At 64.0% G+C, this 14285-nt stretch carries 15 protein-coding genes; 11 read left to right on the forward strand and 4 right to left on the reverse strand.

Translation table 11 applies throughout. The annotated features are described in order from the left end of the window. Nucleotides 1-839: 839 nt before the first annotated feature. Nucleotides 840-1730 (forward strand): dienelactone hydrolase family protein, encoded by an 891-nt coding sequence (locus tag CSC67_RS16365; RefSeq protein ID WP_118995528.1) that lies wholly within the window; start codon nt 840-842, stop codon nt 1728-1730. Between the two features lie 135 nt (nt 1731-1865). Here the strand turns inward: CSC67_RS16365 and CSC67_RS16370 are convergent, their stop codons facing one another. The 3 genes from CSC67_RS16370 to arsC all read right to left on the reverse strand — a co-directional run bounded on the left by CSC67_RS16370 (nt 1866) and on the right by arsC (nt 3505). Continuing rightward, nucleotides 1866-2552, reverse strand: coding sequence for an RES family NAD+ phosphorylase (locus CSC67_RS16370; RefSeq protein ID WP_118995529.1), 687 nt, complete (start codon nt 2550-2552; stop codon nt 1866-1868). An 18-nt stretch (nt 2553-2570) separates the two neighbouring features. After that, nucleotides 2571-3008 (reverse strand): MbcA/ParS/Xre antitoxin family protein, encoded by a 438-nt coding sequence (locus CSC67_RS16375; RefSeq protein ID WP_118995530.1) that lies wholly within the window; start codon nt 3006-3008, stop codon nt 2571-2573. Between the two features lie 158 nt (nt 3009-3166). Next, entirely contained in the window at nt 3167-3505 is a 339-nt protein-coding gene (gene arsC, locus CSC67_RS16380) for an arsenate reductase (glutaredoxin) (RefSeq protein ID WP_118995531.1), read from the reverse strand. Nucleotides 3506-3689: 184 nt separating this feature from the next. On the opposite strand from arsC, the gene CSC67_RS16385 reads away from it, so the two are divergent. The 4 genes from CSC67_RS16385 to CSC67_RS16400 are packed head-to-tail and all read left to right on the forward strand — an operon-like array spanning nt 3690 to nt 7050. Continuing rightward, nucleotides 3690-4610 carry a branched-chain amino acid ABC transporter permease gene (locus tag CSC67_RS16385; protein ID WP_118995532.1) on the forward strand — a complete coding sequence of 307 codons (921 nt, stop codon included), beginning with the start codon at nt 3690-3692 and terminating at the stop codon, nt 4608-4610. A 9-nt stretch (nt 4611-4619) separates the two neighbouring features. Continuing rightward, nucleotides 4620-5594: a branched-chain amino acid ABC transporter permease gene (locus CSC67_RS16390; RefSeq protein WP_118995533.1), complete on the forward strand. Its 975-nt coding sequence runs from the start codon at nt 4620-4622 to the stop codon at nt 5592-5594. After that, entirely contained in the window at nt 5591-6343 is a 753-nt protein-coding gene (locus CSC67_RS16395; RefSeq protein ID WP_118995534.1) for an ABC transporter ATP-binding protein, read from the forward strand. The genes CSC67_RS16390 and CSC67_RS16395 overlap by 4 nt, the downstream gene beginning before the upstream one ends. Beyond that, the gene (locus CSC67_RS16400; protein WP_118995535.1) at nt 6340-7050 is read left to right on the forward strand and encodes an ABC transporter ATP-binding protein; all 711 of its coding nucleotides are present in this window, start codon (nt 6340-6342) and stop codon (nt 7048-7050) included. The genes CSC67_RS16395 and CSC67_RS16400 overlap by 4 nt, the downstream gene beginning before the upstream one ends. Nucleotides 7051-7464: 414 nt before the next feature. Here the strand turns inward: CSC67_RS16400 and CSC67_RS16405 are convergent, their stop codons facing one another. Beyond that, nucleotides 7465-8445, reverse strand: coding sequence for an AraC family transcriptional regulator (locus CSC67_RS16405; RefSeq protein ID WP_245220268.1), 981 nt, complete (start codon nt 8443-8445; stop codon nt 7465-7467). A gap of 134 nt (nt 8446-8579) precedes the next feature. Between CSC67_RS16405 and CSC67_RS16410 the strand changes: the two genes are divergently transcribed. The 6 genes from CSC67_RS16410 to CSC67_RS16435 all read left to right on the forward strand — a co-directional run bounded on the left by CSC67_RS16410 (nt 8580) and on the right by CSC67_RS16435 (nt 14170). Beyond that, complete coding sequence (locus CSC67_RS16410; RefSeq protein WP_118995536.1) at nt 8580-9773, forward strand: ABC transporter substrate-binding protein; 1194 nt, start codon at nt 8580-8582, stop codon at nt 9771-9773. Between the two features lie 13 nt (nt 9774-9786). Further along, nucleotides 9787-11091 carry an aromatic ring-hydroxylating dioxygenase subunit alpha gene (locus CSC67_RS16415; protein ID WP_118995537.1) on the forward strand — a complete coding sequence of 435 codons (1305 nt, stop codon included), beginning with the start codon at nt 9787-9789 and terminating at the stop codon, nt 11089-11091. Nucleotides 11092-11120: 29 nt separating this feature from the next. Next, nucleotides 11121-11654: an aromatic-ring-hydroxylating dioxygenase subunit beta gene (locus CSC67_RS16420; protein ID WP_118995538.1), complete on the forward strand. Its 534-nt coding sequence runs from the start codon at nt 11121-11123 to the stop codon at nt 11652-11654. Beyond that, nucleotides 11651-12268 carry a cysteine hydrolase family protein gene (locus CSC67_RS16425; RefSeq protein WP_118995539.1) on the forward strand — a complete coding sequence of 206 codons (618 nt, stop codon included), beginning with the start codon at nt 11651-11653 and terminating at the stop codon, nt 12266-12268. The genes CSC67_RS16420 and CSC67_RS16425 overlap by 4 nt, the downstream gene beginning before the upstream one ends. An 85-nt stretch (nt 12269-12353) precedes the next feature. Next, a complete protein-coding gene (locus CSC67_RS16430) occupies nt 12354-13178 on the forward strand; it encodes a glucose 1-dehydrogenase (protein ID WP_118995540.1) in 825 nt (274 codons plus the stop codon). 62 nt (nt 13179-13240) lie between these two features. Continuing rightward, nucleotides 13241-14170, forward strand: coding sequence for a helix-turn-helix domain-containing protein (locus tag CSC67_RS16435; protein WP_118995541.1), 930 nt, complete (start codon nt 13241-13243; stop codon nt 14168-14170). The last annotated feature ends 115 nt before the right edge of the window (nt 14171-14285 follow it).

A 14285-nucleotide genomic window follows, 5' to 3' on the forward strand; every position in this document is an offset into this window, starting at 1 on the left:
GCGAGATACGTGAAGACATAAACGGCTCAACGGCCGGGCAGGAAACCTGAGCTTAAGAAAAGCGCATCGACGCTGATTGAGTTCTTAGGCTTGCCCGGCGCGGCTCTCATCATGGAGCGGGGATGGAACCCCAACTGACTCCGGATAGATTCAAGCAAGCCTAATTTACGTCAACACCGTCACGCTTGCAAAATGCGGGCTGACCATAGATTCTTAAGCGCCGCCGAAGGCGGGGGCACTTGGGCCGGGCGGTCGAGCGGTCCGAGGCAGCGCCCTCCAACGCCCGGCCCAAGTGCCCCCGCCTCCGGCGGCTTAGATTCGGGCAAGCCATACGATAGCGTTCTATTGTAGGTTGGGGAATATCTGCACCTCTCGATTCGGGACGCGCTACATAATATGTCGGGGATAGCCAACATCACGTCAAGCAGCTAAGTAGAGATCCCCTTGCCTCGCATCAGAGGCCTCCCATAATTGCGGTGAATCGCAGCCTCGAGATATCCAATCCGAGGCAAGCCGCAAATGCGAGCCGTCGGAGGCGATGCTGTTCAGGCCGGGCGTTGGAGGGCGCTGCCTCGGACCGCCCGACCGCCCGGCCTGAACAGCATCGCCTCCGGCGGCGGTTATAGTACTCAGAACGAGGTGCGCCGGCTTCCGACGGCAGTCAAGAACCCAGAGCAAAAATATTCCCGTCCTGCGGCGTTCAAGGACCGGCCAAAAAACCGTCCGCAAAAAAAAATGACGCTGAGCCTCGGAACACTTCCAGGCAAAAAAACAGTTTTCTCCCCGCCCCGCCCAAAGTATGCTTTATCGAGTCAACCGCCACTACCCTGGGAGCCGCCATGACTCGAAAGAAAGCCTCCGATTTCCATCCCGACGTGCTGCGCCTCTTCGACCAGTATGTGCACGGCGCCCTGGACCGCAGGGCCTTTCTGCAGAAGGCCGCGCGCTATGCCGTCGGCGGCCTCACGGCCACCGCCCTGCTGGACAGCCTGAAACCCAACTTCGCCTGGGCCAACCAAGTGCCCGAATCGGATGAGCGCATCGCCACCAGCCGGGAAGAATACCCTTCCCCCAAGGGCAGCGGCGCCATGAAGGGCTATCTTGCCCTGCCCGCCCGGGTCCAAGGCAAGCTTCCATCAGTGGTCGTGTACCACGAGAATCGCGGCCTCAATCCCTATATCGAGGATGTCGCACGGCGCCTGGCGGTCGAAGGCTATATCGCCTTCGCGCCCGACGCCCTGACGCCGCTGGGCGGCTATCCGGGCGACGAAGACGAGGCGCGCGCGCTGTTTGCCAAGCTGGACCAGGCCAAGACGCACGAAGATCTGTTCGCCGCCGTGGATTACGTGCAAAAGCATCCGGACTACAGCGGCCGCTACGGCGCCGTGGGATTTTGCTATGGCGGCGGAGTGGTGAACAAGCTGGCCGTCCGGCGCGCCGACCTTGGCGCCGGCGTGCCTTTCTATGGCGCCCAGCCCAGTGCCGAAGAAACCGCAAGCATCGAGGCGCCGCTGCTGATCCACTATGCCGAAAGCGACGAGCGCATCAACGCCGGCTGGCCGGCTTTCGAACAAGCCCTGAAGGCCGACGGGGTCGAATACCAGTCCTTCGTCTACCCCGGCACCCAGCATGGTTTCCATAACGACACCACGCCCCGCTACGATGAAGAAGCCGCCAAGCTCGCCTGGAGCCGCACGCTGGAATTCTTCGACAAGCATCTGAAAGGATAAGCCAGGCGCTTTCTTCCCGCCAGAACAGTCTCGGCATAGGCGTGTACATGGCGCCGGAATACCTCGATTCCGGCGCCGAGCGATCGCGCGGCTAAAGAGCTCCTGGCAATGGCCGAGCGGCCACCGTGAGCCCCATCACGACACCTGTTCTATGGCGGGATTCGGCGCGCCCGACCAGGTGAGCCGATAAGCCTGGGCCCGGCGCACATTGCCCACCAGCGCGGGCCTGAAGCAGGCCAGATTGGTGCCCTGCGGCCGGCGCACGCTGGGATACACCACGCCCATCGATCCCTCGTCGAGCAGCCGCTGCGCCAGCTCTTGCGAGGCCACGTAGCTGCTTGGGCTGAGGCATTCGGCGAAATCGGGAGCATCGCGCAGATCGTGGAATTCGCCGCTGAAATCGGCCAATAGCGCCTGATAGCTGACGCTGTCCTGGAAGAAGTCGATCTCGGCATATTCGACCGTTTTATGGAAAACGATTTCGGCCAGCGCGGTCTGGGCGTCGAAAGCGCAATACCAGGCGCCCCGCTCGCCCGAATTGAAGCGGCTGCCTTCTGGACGAGGATAGGTGAAAGCGGCATTGACAATGCGGAAATTGGGCACGCCGAAGACGAGTTCGTCTATGCCTATGCCGGCCAGGCCGCCGCGCTCGGCCCGCAAACGCCGGTTGGTGGCATTGTCGAGCGCGAACAGGTCGGCGAGGTGGTCGGCGCCCTCGGCCAGAGGCGACAGCACCGAGTCTTCTTGATCGGCAAAACGCGACGGCAGCAGGCGGACAGTGTCCAGTTGGCGGACCAGCGACATGGGGGGCAGCGAAGCCATGGGCTCTCTCGCGACGGCTCAGACGCCGCCGCGCCGGGCGTCGAGCAGTTGCCTGACGGCTTGCATGGCGATAAGGCCGCCTTCCATCATGTAGGCCAGCGGTGTGCGCCCCCCGAACAGGGCGTTGCGGTTGGGCAGGTGCACCCACTTGTCGGCCAGGTCGTCGCCGTACAGGATGTGCAGCGACTTGTAGATGCCCAGCAGGTACGAAATACGCGTAAGGCGGTCGACCTCGAGCACGCGTTCGGGCTTTTTCTTCCATTCGTAGTACGAGCTGCTGGATACCCCGCCCAGCAGCACGCAGGCGTCTTCGTCGCGCAGTTTCCAGGCCTGGGCGAGCTTGAAAAAACCCTTGAGGGCGGACGCCGAAAGCCGCTCGCGCACAGGCCGCGCATTGAGATCGACGACGTCGGCGGGTTCGAAACGGCTGAAGGGATAGGCGTAGGCGAGGCTCATAATGGACTCCAGTTATGGAAATTTTATACTCCAATTCCGGAAATGTCCATGTTTTCAAGCCGCTGCGGCTTTTTTCGTGCTGTTTTGCTGCGACAGTTGCCCGGCCTCCTGGCAACTCGGCCCTCGAGCCGGCCGGGCGCCGACGGCTCTTGCTCCGGTCAGAGGATCTCGTCCACCGCTTCGATCGGGCGGCCCAGGCGCGTTCCCTTCTCGGTCACGACAAAAGGCCGGTTGATGAGGATGGGGTTGGCCGCCATGGCATCGAGCAGCTGCGCATCCGTCGCCCCGTCAAGACCCAGTTCGGCATAGACCGCCTCTTTGCTGCGCACCGCTTCGCGCGGCGTCAATCCCGCGTCGCAGATCAGCTTGGCGAGCTGTTCGCGGCTGGGCGGCGTCTTCAGATACTCGATTATTTCGGGCTCGCGGCCGGCGCCGCGCAGACGCTCGAGCGTGTTGCGCGACGTGCTGCAGCGGGGATTGTGATAGATGGTGGTCATGGTCATTTCCTATGTACTCCCTGTGAAAATCACTGCAAAGTGTGCATTGATTCTATACGACCCTTTTTGGCGCCTGAGGCAGGTCAACGATTCTTGCCATGCCTTCAGCGCTGTAATACCCTTTGCAAGTCGTATGTGCTTCAACAATCCAAGCTTCAAATAAATAGATATACGGAGACAACGAATGGAGTTGACGCTGCTGATCGAGCTGGCGCTCAATGGCCTGCAGTTCGGCTTGATGCTGTTCCTGCTGGCCGCGGGCCTCACCCTGGTGTTCGGCATCATGGATTTCATCAATCTGGCCCATGGCTCGCTGTACATGCTGGGCGCCTACTTCGCGGCCTCCTTCATCATGGCCACCGATTCATTCTGGCTGGGTCTGGTGCTGGCGGTGGCGGCCACCATGGTGGCCGGCGTCATCCTCGAAGTGCTTGTCTTCCGGCGGCTGTACCAGCGCAATCACATGTCGCAGGTGCTTGCCACCTTCGCCCTCATCCTGATTTTCAACGAAGGCGCGCGCATGGCGTGGGGCGAGCAGCCGCTGCGGCTGAACACGCCCGAAATATTCTCCCAGCCGGTGCAGATACTGCCGGGTTTCTCGTATTCCTCTTTCAGGCTGTTCATCATCGCCACCGGCCTGGCCGTGGCGGCCGTGCTGTATGTACTGGTGGCCAAGACCCGGCTGGGCATGCGGGTGCGGGCCGGCGCGTCCGACCGCGAGATGGCCACCGCCATGGGCGTGAACATCAAGACCATCTTCACCCTGCTGTTCGCCTTCGGCGCCGCCCTGTGCGCCATCGCGGGCGCATTGCTGGGCACCATACTGTCCGTGCAGGTGGGCATGGGCGAAAGCATACTCATCCTGGCCTTCGTCGTCATCGTGGTGGGGGGCATAGGCTCCATCCGCGGGGCGCTGATCGGCTCGGTGCTGGTGGGCTGCGTCGACACGCTCAGCCGCACGCTGCTGCCCTCCATGCTGCACGCCGTCATGCCGGCGGCGGTGGCGTCCAGCCTCGGGCCGGCGCTGGCCTCCATCCTGATCTACCTGCTCATGGCCGGGGTGCTGTTCTTCAAGCCCGAAGGCCTGTTTCCCGCACGCAGCTAAGGAGCCCGCATGCACAGCACTTTGCATCATCGCCTTTCGGGTCCCTGGATCATCGCCCTGCTCGTCGCGCTGCTGGCCTTCCCGCCCGTGGCGACCTGGCTCGGCCAGGAGTTCTACATCAGCTTCGGCTCCCGCCTGATCATCTTCGCCCTGGTGGCCTCCAGCCTCAATCTCATCCTGGGCTTCGGCGGCATGGTCAGCCTGGGCCATGCCGCCTTTTTCGGCGCCGGCGCCTATGTAGTGGCCATACTCATGTATCACGACATGCCCTCGGCTTGGCTGAGCTGGCCCGCCGCCGTGCTGGTGGGCGCCGTGCTGGCCTTTCTCATCGGCCTGGTCTGCCTGCGCACGCGGGGCGTGTACTTCATCATGATCACGCTGGCTTTCGCGCAGATGACCTACTACATCTTCGTGTCGTTGCGCAGCTATGGAGGCGATGACGGCCTGGCCCTCGTGCAGCGCTCCGAACTGGGCGTCGATCTTTCGTCCGACACGGTGTTCTATTACGTCTGCCTGGCGCTCACCGTGGCGGTGCTGCTCTTCATGCACCGGCTCATCAACGCCCGCTTCGGACGCGTGCTGCAGGGCATACGCGAGAACGAGACCCGCATGCAGGCCATCGGTTATCCCGTCTTCCGCTTCAAGCTCGCGGCCTTCGTCATCGCCGGCGCCATCGCCGCGCTGGGCGGCGCGCTGTTCGCCAACCAGAACTACATGGCAAGCCCCAGCCAGCTGCACTGGATGCAGTCGGGAACGCTGATGGTCATGGTGCTGGTGGGCGGGCTGGGCTACTTCTTCGGCGGCGTCATCGGCGCCGTGACGCTGCTGGTGCTGGAAGAAATACTCATGGCCTACACCACGCACTGGGCCTTCATCATGGGATTCATCCTGCTGGCCATCGTGCTCTTCCTTCCCAATGGGCTGGCCAGCCTGGCCCTGCGCCGCCCTGCCAGGGCCGGCTCCCCCACCGGAGACAAACCATGACGCCCCTGCTCGAACTGCGCGGCCTGGTGCGCCGCTATGGCGGCATCGTGGCCACCGACCATCTCGACCTTGCCGTGGCGGACGGCGAAACCCACGCCATCATCGGCCCCAACGGCGCCGGCAAGACCACCCTCATCCAGCAGATATCGGGCGGGCTCAGCCCCGACGAAGGCAGCATCGTCTTCAATGGCCAGGACATCACCGCCCTGTCCATGAACGCGCGCGTGGGGCTCGGCCTGGCGCGTTCCTACCAGATCACCAACATCTTCCGCCAGTGCACCGTACTGGACAACCTCGCGCTGGCCGTGCAGGCCCGCCATGGTTCCAGCATGCGGTTCTGGCGCGCCGCCGTCGACGAATCCGCGCTGTTCGACGAGGCGCGCGCCCTGGCCGCGCGAATCGGACTGGACCAGCGGCTGGATGCGCTGGCGGGAAGCCTGGCCCACGGCGAGCAGCGCCTGCTGGAAGTCGGCGTGGCGCTGGCCACGCAGCCGCGCATGCTGCTGCTGGACGAGCCCATGGCGGGCATGGGCCCCAAAGAGTCGCGCAGCCTGATGCCGCTCATCCAGTCCCTGGGTCGGGAACTGACCGTGCTGCTGGTCGAGCACGACATGGAAACCGTATTCCAGCTGGCCGACCGCATTTCGGTGCTGGTGGCCGGCCGCGTCATCGCCACCGGCACCCCCGACGAAATCCGCCGCAACGCCGAAGTGCGCAAGGCTTATCTGGGCGACGAGGTGAGCGCATGAGTCCACTGCTTGAAGTCAGGGCCATCGAAACCGCCTACGGCAGCAGCAAAGTGCTGTTCGGCATCGACCTGGCCATCGAGGCCGGCCAGACGGCCACCCTGCTGGGGCGCAACGGCATGGGCAAGACGACCACGGTGCGTTCGGTGCTGGGCCTGACCCGCATCCACGGCGGCAGCATCCGGTTCGACGGCCGCGACATCGGCCGCTGGAGCGCCGATCGCATAGCCCGCCTGGGGGTCGCAGTGGTGCCCGAGGGCAGGCGCATCTTCCCCAACCTGTCGGTGCGCGAGAACTTGGTGGCCTTCGCCTGCAACCGCAGCGGGTCCGCCGAACCCTGGACGCTGGAGCGCATCTACGCGCTGTTTCCGCGCTTGCGCGAGCGGGCCGGCAATATGGGCAATCAATTGTCCGGCGGCGAGCAGCAGATGCTGGCCATCGGCCGGGCCCTCATGACCAATCCCAAGCTGCTGATCCTGGACGAGGCCACCGAGGGCCTGGCTCCGCTCATCCGCGAAGAGATCTGGCAATGCCTGGCGCAGCTCAAGGCGCTGGGCCAGACTACACTGGTGATCGACAAGTACGTGCAGCGCCTGATCGAACTGGCCGACCGGCATACCATCATCGAGCGCGGCCAGGTAGTATGGAACGGAGATTCGGACACCTTGCGGCGTTCTCCGGATGTGTGGGAGCGATATATCGGCGTTTGAAGCATGTATCTTAAGCGGGCGGCTTATTGCTATTGCTGGTTTTGATGTCGCTGTTGTGTTTCTGACGCCGTTGTGTCCTTGACGCTGCTGTGTTTTGCTGCGAGGCAGTTGCTGTGTTCTTAAGCGCCGCCGGAGGCGGGAGTATTTGCGCCGGGCGGTCGGGCGGTCCGAGGCAGCGCCCTCCAACGCCCGGCGCAAATACTCCCGCCTCCGGCGGCTCATGCCTAGGCAAGCCATACAGGCCGGGGTTCTGTTGTTAGGTCAGCGAAACTCGGCAAGCCGCAAATGCGAGCCGACGTGGGCGATGCCGTTTAGGACGGGCGTTGGAGGGCGCTGCCTCGGACCGCCCGACCGCCCGGCCTAAACGGCATCGCCCGCGGCGGCGTTTTAGAACTCAGATCAAGGACGTGCCTCCTACTGCTGCAGCGTCTGCAAGGGCGTGCGGCCGTAGCGCTCTCGATAGCGGGTGCAGAAACGCCCCAGATGGGTAAACCCCCAACGCAAGGCCACGTCGGTGACCCGGGTGCCCGGCGCCGCGCTGAGCAGCTCGGCGTGGGCCTGGGCCATGCGCTGATCGCGCACATAGGCCATGGGCGACTGGCCGTGATGTTCTTTGAAGGCCGCGCACAGGCTGCGCACGCTGGAGCCCCCGGCCTGCGCGATGCCGGCCAGATCGAGCGGTTCCTGCAAGTGCGCGCGGATGTACTCTTCGGCCATGCGGACATTGCGCCGCGCCGTGCCGGAACGGCGCCGCAGCAGGTCGGAGTAATTGTGCTGGTGGCACAGCAGCAGGTGCTGGATGAGGGTTTCTTCTTGCGCCCTCACCCACTGCGTCGGCGCGATCTGCCCGGGCATCTGGAACCATGACAGCAAGGCGCCGATCTGATGCTGCCACGACCGCCCCCGCGGGGAGTCGAGCACGAACTGGGGACAGAACTCGACCGGCTCGTCGAGCTGCGCGCCCAGCAGAGCGCTACAGGACTCCTCGACGCGTTCGCGGGGTATCTTCAGCAGCAGCTGCTCGCAGCCTTCGCTCCAGTCGAGCTGCAGTGGCAGGGTCGGCGAAATGAGCGCCCCCGTGCGGGCGTCGGCGGCCACGACCGAATCGCCCACCGCGATGCGCGCCGAGCCTTCGAGAGGCACCTGAAACAGCAGGAAGCGGCGCAGCTCGCCCGGCGCAATGTGCACCGCCGCGCCATAGCGCAGCAGAAACAGCGAGACCTCGCCCAGCTGCAGGTGGCGTAAAAAAGAATCGACTTTTCCCGACCTCCAGACCAGATCGTGCTCTTTGAGCGCGCCTGTGGTGCCGAGCTTGGCCTCTTGCGGGTCGCTGGAAGCAAACAGCGGCGATGCATCGTACAGCGGGCTCAGCCCCCTTTTAAACCATGATTCCATCGTACGGCCTCTTTGAGCGGATGACGGCTACAGGTAAATGTTGCACGAGCTGGCCAGAAATTGCCAGAAAAGGATAGCCGCGCCGGGCTATAGCCAACATCATAGTATGACCCTATAAAAAAAGGAGACAAACCATGAAAACCGCCTGTCCGAAGGTGGGCGTCCTTGCCGCCGCCCTGTTTGCGGCCGCCCTGGCCGCCGCGCCCGCACACGCCGCCGACTCGATCAAGGTAGGCTTTCTTTCCACCCTCTCCGGCCCCGGCGGCGCAATAGGCATAGACATACGAGACGGGTTCCAGCTGGCGCTCAAGCATGCCGGGGGCAAGCTCGGCGATCTCGAAACCGAGGTCATCGTCGCCGACGACCAGCAAAAGGCCGACATCGGGCGCCAGGCCACCGACCGCCTCATCAAGCGAGACCACGTCGACGTCCTGACCGGCATGGTGTTCTCGAATGTGCTCCTGCCGCTGATACCCAGCATATTGAGCAGCGACACCATTTATATCTCGACCAATACCGGGCCCGAGGACTACGCCGGCAAGAACTGCAACAAGAACTTCTTCGTGGTGTCGTGGCAGAACGAGGACATTCCCGCCGCCATGGGCAAATACGTATCCGAGCAGCAGCACGGAAGCGTCTTCCTCATCGCTCCCAACTACCCCGGCGGCCGCGAATCCATCGGCGGCTTCAAGCGCCTGTACAAGGGCAAGATCGCCGACGAGGTCTACGTCAAGCTGGGCCAGCTCGACTTCTCGGCCGAACTGGCCCAGGCCCGGGCCTCGAAGGCCGATTCGGTGTTTTTCTTCCTGCCGGGCGGCATGGGCATCAGTTTCATCAAGCAGCTGGAGAGTTCGGGGCTTGCCAAGAACATGAAGATCTACATGCCGGGCTTCTCGGGCGACCAGGACACCATCAAGGCCGTGGGCGACCCCATGCTGGGCACCTTCAATTCCTCGCAATGGTCTCCGGACCTGGACAACCCGCAGAACCAGAAGTTCGTCTCCGACTTCGAGAAGGAATACGGCCGCATTCCCACCCTGTACGCTTCGCAGGGCTACGACGCGGCCATGCTGCTGGACGCGGCCGTGCGCGACGTCAAGGGCAAGATCGAAGACAAGGACGCCTTCCGCCAGGCGCTCAAGGCCGCCAATTTCAAATCGGTGCGGGGCGACTTCAAGTTCAACACCAACCAGTATCCCATCCAGGACTACTACCTGCGCGAAGTCGTCAAAGACGACCAGGGCCGCATCACCAACAAGACCGTCAGCACCATTCTGGAGGACTACCACGACCCCTTCGCCGCGGAATGCAAGATGGGGCAGTCATAGCAGGAGCAACACCATGTCTTACAGCAACGAAAGCATCGCCGAACTCGTACGCCCCGACAGCGTGCACAAGTCGGTCTATACCGACCCCGAGATCTTCCAGCTCGAAATGGACCGCATATACGGCCACGCCTGGATCTATGCCGGACACGAAAGCCAGGTGCCGAAGGTGGGCGACTACCACACCACCCGCATCGGCGACCAGGACGTCATCATGGTGCGCGGCACCGACGGCAAGGTGCACGTGCTGTACAACCGATGTCCGCACAAGGGAGCCATGGTGGTCGCGCGCGGCGACGGCAACGCCGGCAAGTTCTTCCGCTGCCCCTACCACGCCTGGACCTTCAAGCTGGACGGCAGCCATCTGGCGGCGCCCATCAGGCGCGGCTTCGAGGGCACGTCGTTCGACCCCTCGTCGCCGGAGTTCTCCATGCGGGCCCTGGCGCGGGTCGAGAGCTATCGCGGTTTCGTGTTCGCCAGCCAGGCGGCCCAAGGGCCGTCGCTCACCGACTTCCTGGGCGGCGTGCGCTCGTCCATCGACAACCTGTGCGACCGCTCTCCCGAGGGCGAGGTCGAGGTGGCGGGCGGCGTGTTCAAAGTGATGCAGCCGTCCAACTGGAAGGTGTTCTACGAGAACCTGCACGACACCATGCACGCCAACGTCACGCACGAATCATCGTACACCTCGGCGCGCAAGCAGGCCGAATCCTTCGACAAAATGCCGCTGGAGCTGCACATCATGGATGGCAACGGCGAGCCCTACGAGTTCTGGGAAAAGCTGTCGCTCATGGCTTTCGACTATGGCCACGGCTATATGGAAGGCATCTTCAACCCAGGCGCCATCGAGACCGACCCCGTCACGCGCTCGCATTTCGAAACGCTGGTAGAAGCCTATGGACGCGAGCGCGCCCTGGCCATCATGGGCGAGAACCGCCACAACACCATCATCTACGGCAGCGGATCGCCGCATACGGTGTTCCAGCAGTTCCGCGTGATACGGCCCATCGCGGTGGACCGCACCCTGGTCGAGATCCAGACCTTCCGGCTCAAGGGCGCGCCCGAGGCGGTCTTCAAGCGCGGGCTGATGTATGCCAACCTGATCAACTCGCCTTCTTCCAATGTGATGCCCGACGACATCGAACTGTACGGGCGCTGCCAGCAGGGGAATATGACCCGCGGCGGCGACTGGGTCAGCCAGCACCGCTACGCCGGCACCGACAAGCCGATCGAAGGCGGCATGACGTCGATCAACGGCACCAGCGAATTGCCCATGCGCAACCAGTTCAATGCCTGGAAGCAATACATGCTGGGCCAGGTCTAGGCGGCCAGCGGCAAAAGGAGTATCTCACCATGCTATTCGACATCGATTTCGACGTTTCGACCGACCAGAAGAAGGCCATTGCCGTTCCGCTCGAAACCCATCACCGCGTACAGCAATTCATCTACAACGAGGCCCGCCTGCTCGACGAGCGGCAATGGCAGCGCTGGCTCGACCTGTGGACCGAGGACGGCATGTACTGGATTCCCCAGCAGCACAACCAGGCCAGCCCGTATGACCATATCTCGCTGTGCTGGGACAACGGCATGCTGCGCGAACTGCGCATCCGAACCCTTGAGAACCCGCGCAACTGGGCCCAGCAGCCCATCACCCACTCCACCCGCGTGGTTGGCAACGTCATGATCGACGGCACCGACCCCGATGGCTGTCTCATCGTGCGCTCGGCCTTCCACATGACCGAATGGCGCAAGGACGCCCTGCGCCACATGGCCGGCTCGATCATTCACAAGCTGGTCGCTCATGACGACAGCTGGCGCATCAAGCTCAAGCAGGTGAACCTCGTCAACTGCGACGACGTTCACGGCGCCATCCAGGTGTACCTATGAGTGAAGAACGGGCCCACGGCACCGCCCTGCTCGCGCTGCACTACCAGAACGACGTTCTGCATCCCGAGGGCAAGATACGGGTCGGCCTGGCCGCCGAGAGTCCGGCGCGCGACAAGCTGGTGGCCGCCGCCCAAGCCTTGCTGAGCCGCGCCCGCGCGCGCGCCATGCCCATCGTCCACGTGCGCGTCGCCTACCGCGAGGACGGCGCCGACATCATCGCCAACGCCCCGATATTCCGCAACGTGGCCAAGATCGGCGCGGTGCAGGAAGGCAGCTGGGGTGCGCAGTTCTACTCCAGCCTGGCGCCCATGGTGGGCAACCGCCGCGAATTCATCGTCAAGCATTCGCGTATCAACGCCTTCTTCGGCTCCCAGCTCGAAGAGATCCTGCGCGTGCTGAAGGTATCGAGGCTGCTGGTGGCGGGGGTGGCCACGCATTCCGTGGTCGAAAGCACCGTGCGCCACGCGGTGGACATGGGATTCGAGGTCAGCGTCGCCGCCGACGCCTGTTCGGCCGCCGATCCCGCCGTGCACCGCGCCTCGCTGCACAGCATGAGCCTGATCGCGCAGATTCTCGATGCCGAGGCCCTGGAGCGAAACTACCCCTTGGCCTGAACGTCGCGGCGCACAGCATGGCGACGCCCGCCGATACGGGGCCGGGGTGCGCGCCGCCTGATTCTCACTATGGACGACTGACTCAATGACCACTTCCCGCCCTCCCGTCGATCTTGCCGGCAAATCCGCCATCGTCACCGGCAGCACCCAGGGCCTGGGCGCCGACATCGCCCGAGTGCTGGCGCGCTGCGGCGCCTCGGTGGTAATCGTGGGCCGCAATGCCGACAAGGGCGAGGAACTGGCGGACGCGCTGCGAGGCCAGGGAGGAACAGCCCTGTACTGCCCCACCGACATCCAGCAGGACGACGACATCGACCACTGCATCGCACAAACGCTGGACGCTTTCGGCCGCCTGGACATCCTGGTCAACAACGCCTGCGTCTACGAGGACGAAGGCCTGAAGTCCACGCGCGAGCAGTGGCACCATACACTGGGCGTCAATCTGGTCTCGGCCGCCCTCTTCGCCCAGAAGGCCTCGGCCCGCATGAAGCCCGGCAGCGTCATCGTCAACCTCGGCAGCACCGGAGGCAAGTTCGGCGCCGCCGGGCGGGCCCTCTATCCCGCCTCCAAGGCCGCCCTGCTGCAATTCACCAAGAACCTTGCCGTCACGCTCGCACCGGACGGCATACGCGCCGTGGCCGTGTCGCCGGCCTGGACCTGGTCGCCCTCGGTCGAACGCTTCAGCCAGGGTTCGCGCCAGGATGCCGACCAGGTGGGCGCCTTGCTGCACCCCTTGGGACGCGTGGGCGACGGCGCCGAAATCGGCAACGCCGTGGCCTTCCTGGCCAGCGACGCCGCCTCCTGGATCACCGGCGTCGACATTCCCGTGGACGGCGGGTTCTCCATCCTGGGGCCCGACCAGGGGAAATCGCCGCGCTGGTGGTTCGAGAAGGTGTTAAAAGAAGAGTAGGCAAAAGTGCGATGACGGCGGAGGGGCCCGACTGACGCTCGTCCTTCATCCGGGGGTGCTGCATGGGTGCTCTTGACACATACGATGTCCCGAAACACGATCGCCGCGACTACTGGGCGGACGCGGTGTCCCGCATTTTCGCGCGGCTCGACGTCGCCCCGGCGGACGGACAGGAAATCGACTGCCGGCTGGCGTGGAGGGATGTCGGTCGCGCCCGCATGACCTTCGCCTCGGGTTCGCCTCAAAGCGTATGCCGCACGTCGGCAGCCATCGCCTCGGACCAGGCCGCCAACATCATTCTCATGTTCCAGCAAAAAGGCTGCGCCACCTTGCTGCATCGCGGCCGCTCGGTCAGCCTGCGCCCCGGCGCGATGGTGGCCATGGACACCCGCAGCCCTTACCGGCTGAGCTTTCTGAACCGATTCGAACAGCATGTGCTGCGTGTTCCCGCAGAGGCGCTGGGCATTCAGGCCGACGACGCCGAACTGCTCACTGCAACGCCATTGCAGCCCAGTTTCGCAAGCCGGCTGCTGATGGCGGGCTTCTCGGCTCTCGAGCAGGCCGATCCGGGCGGCGACCTGGAACTGCCCTTGCTCGATCTGACGCGCCTGGCCTTGCGGGCGGGCATGCCGGCCCTGAAGCCTCGCTCGATGGCCGACCGCCTGCGACAGGCCCAAGGCTATATCCATGCCCATATCGGCGTGTCCGACCTGTGTCCGCAAAAGGTGGCGAACGAGATGGGGGTCTCGCTGCGCATGCTGCAGAAAGTGTTCGCCGCGGCCGGCGAGCAGCCCGCAGCCTACATTCTCGATCAGCGTCTGGACAGAGTAAGCGAGATCCTGGGCCGGCCCGAACATGCTTCGCGCAGCATAGGCCAGATCGCCGAATCGTTCGGCTTTCACGAGCCGAGCCATTTCTCCAGGGCGTTTCGCGAACGCTTCGGCATGTCGCCCCGCGACTGGCGCAAACTGCATCTGCATCCCAAACACTAGGCCTCGGTTCCGGAGAGCGACGCACGGCGCAGTTCGCCAGCGGTCAAGTTCCGTTCGCCCAAAGGCAAGTCTGTTTCCATTCAGAGGGCTAGAGTGAAGCTACCCGAACGTCCCA

The sequence above is a fragment of the Pusillimonas caeni genome (genome assembly GCF_003545815.1).
In the GTDB taxonomy this organism is placed as follows: Bacteria; Pseudomonadota; Gammaproteobacteria; order Burkholderiales; family Burkholderiaceae_B; genus Pusillimonas; species Pusillimonas caeni.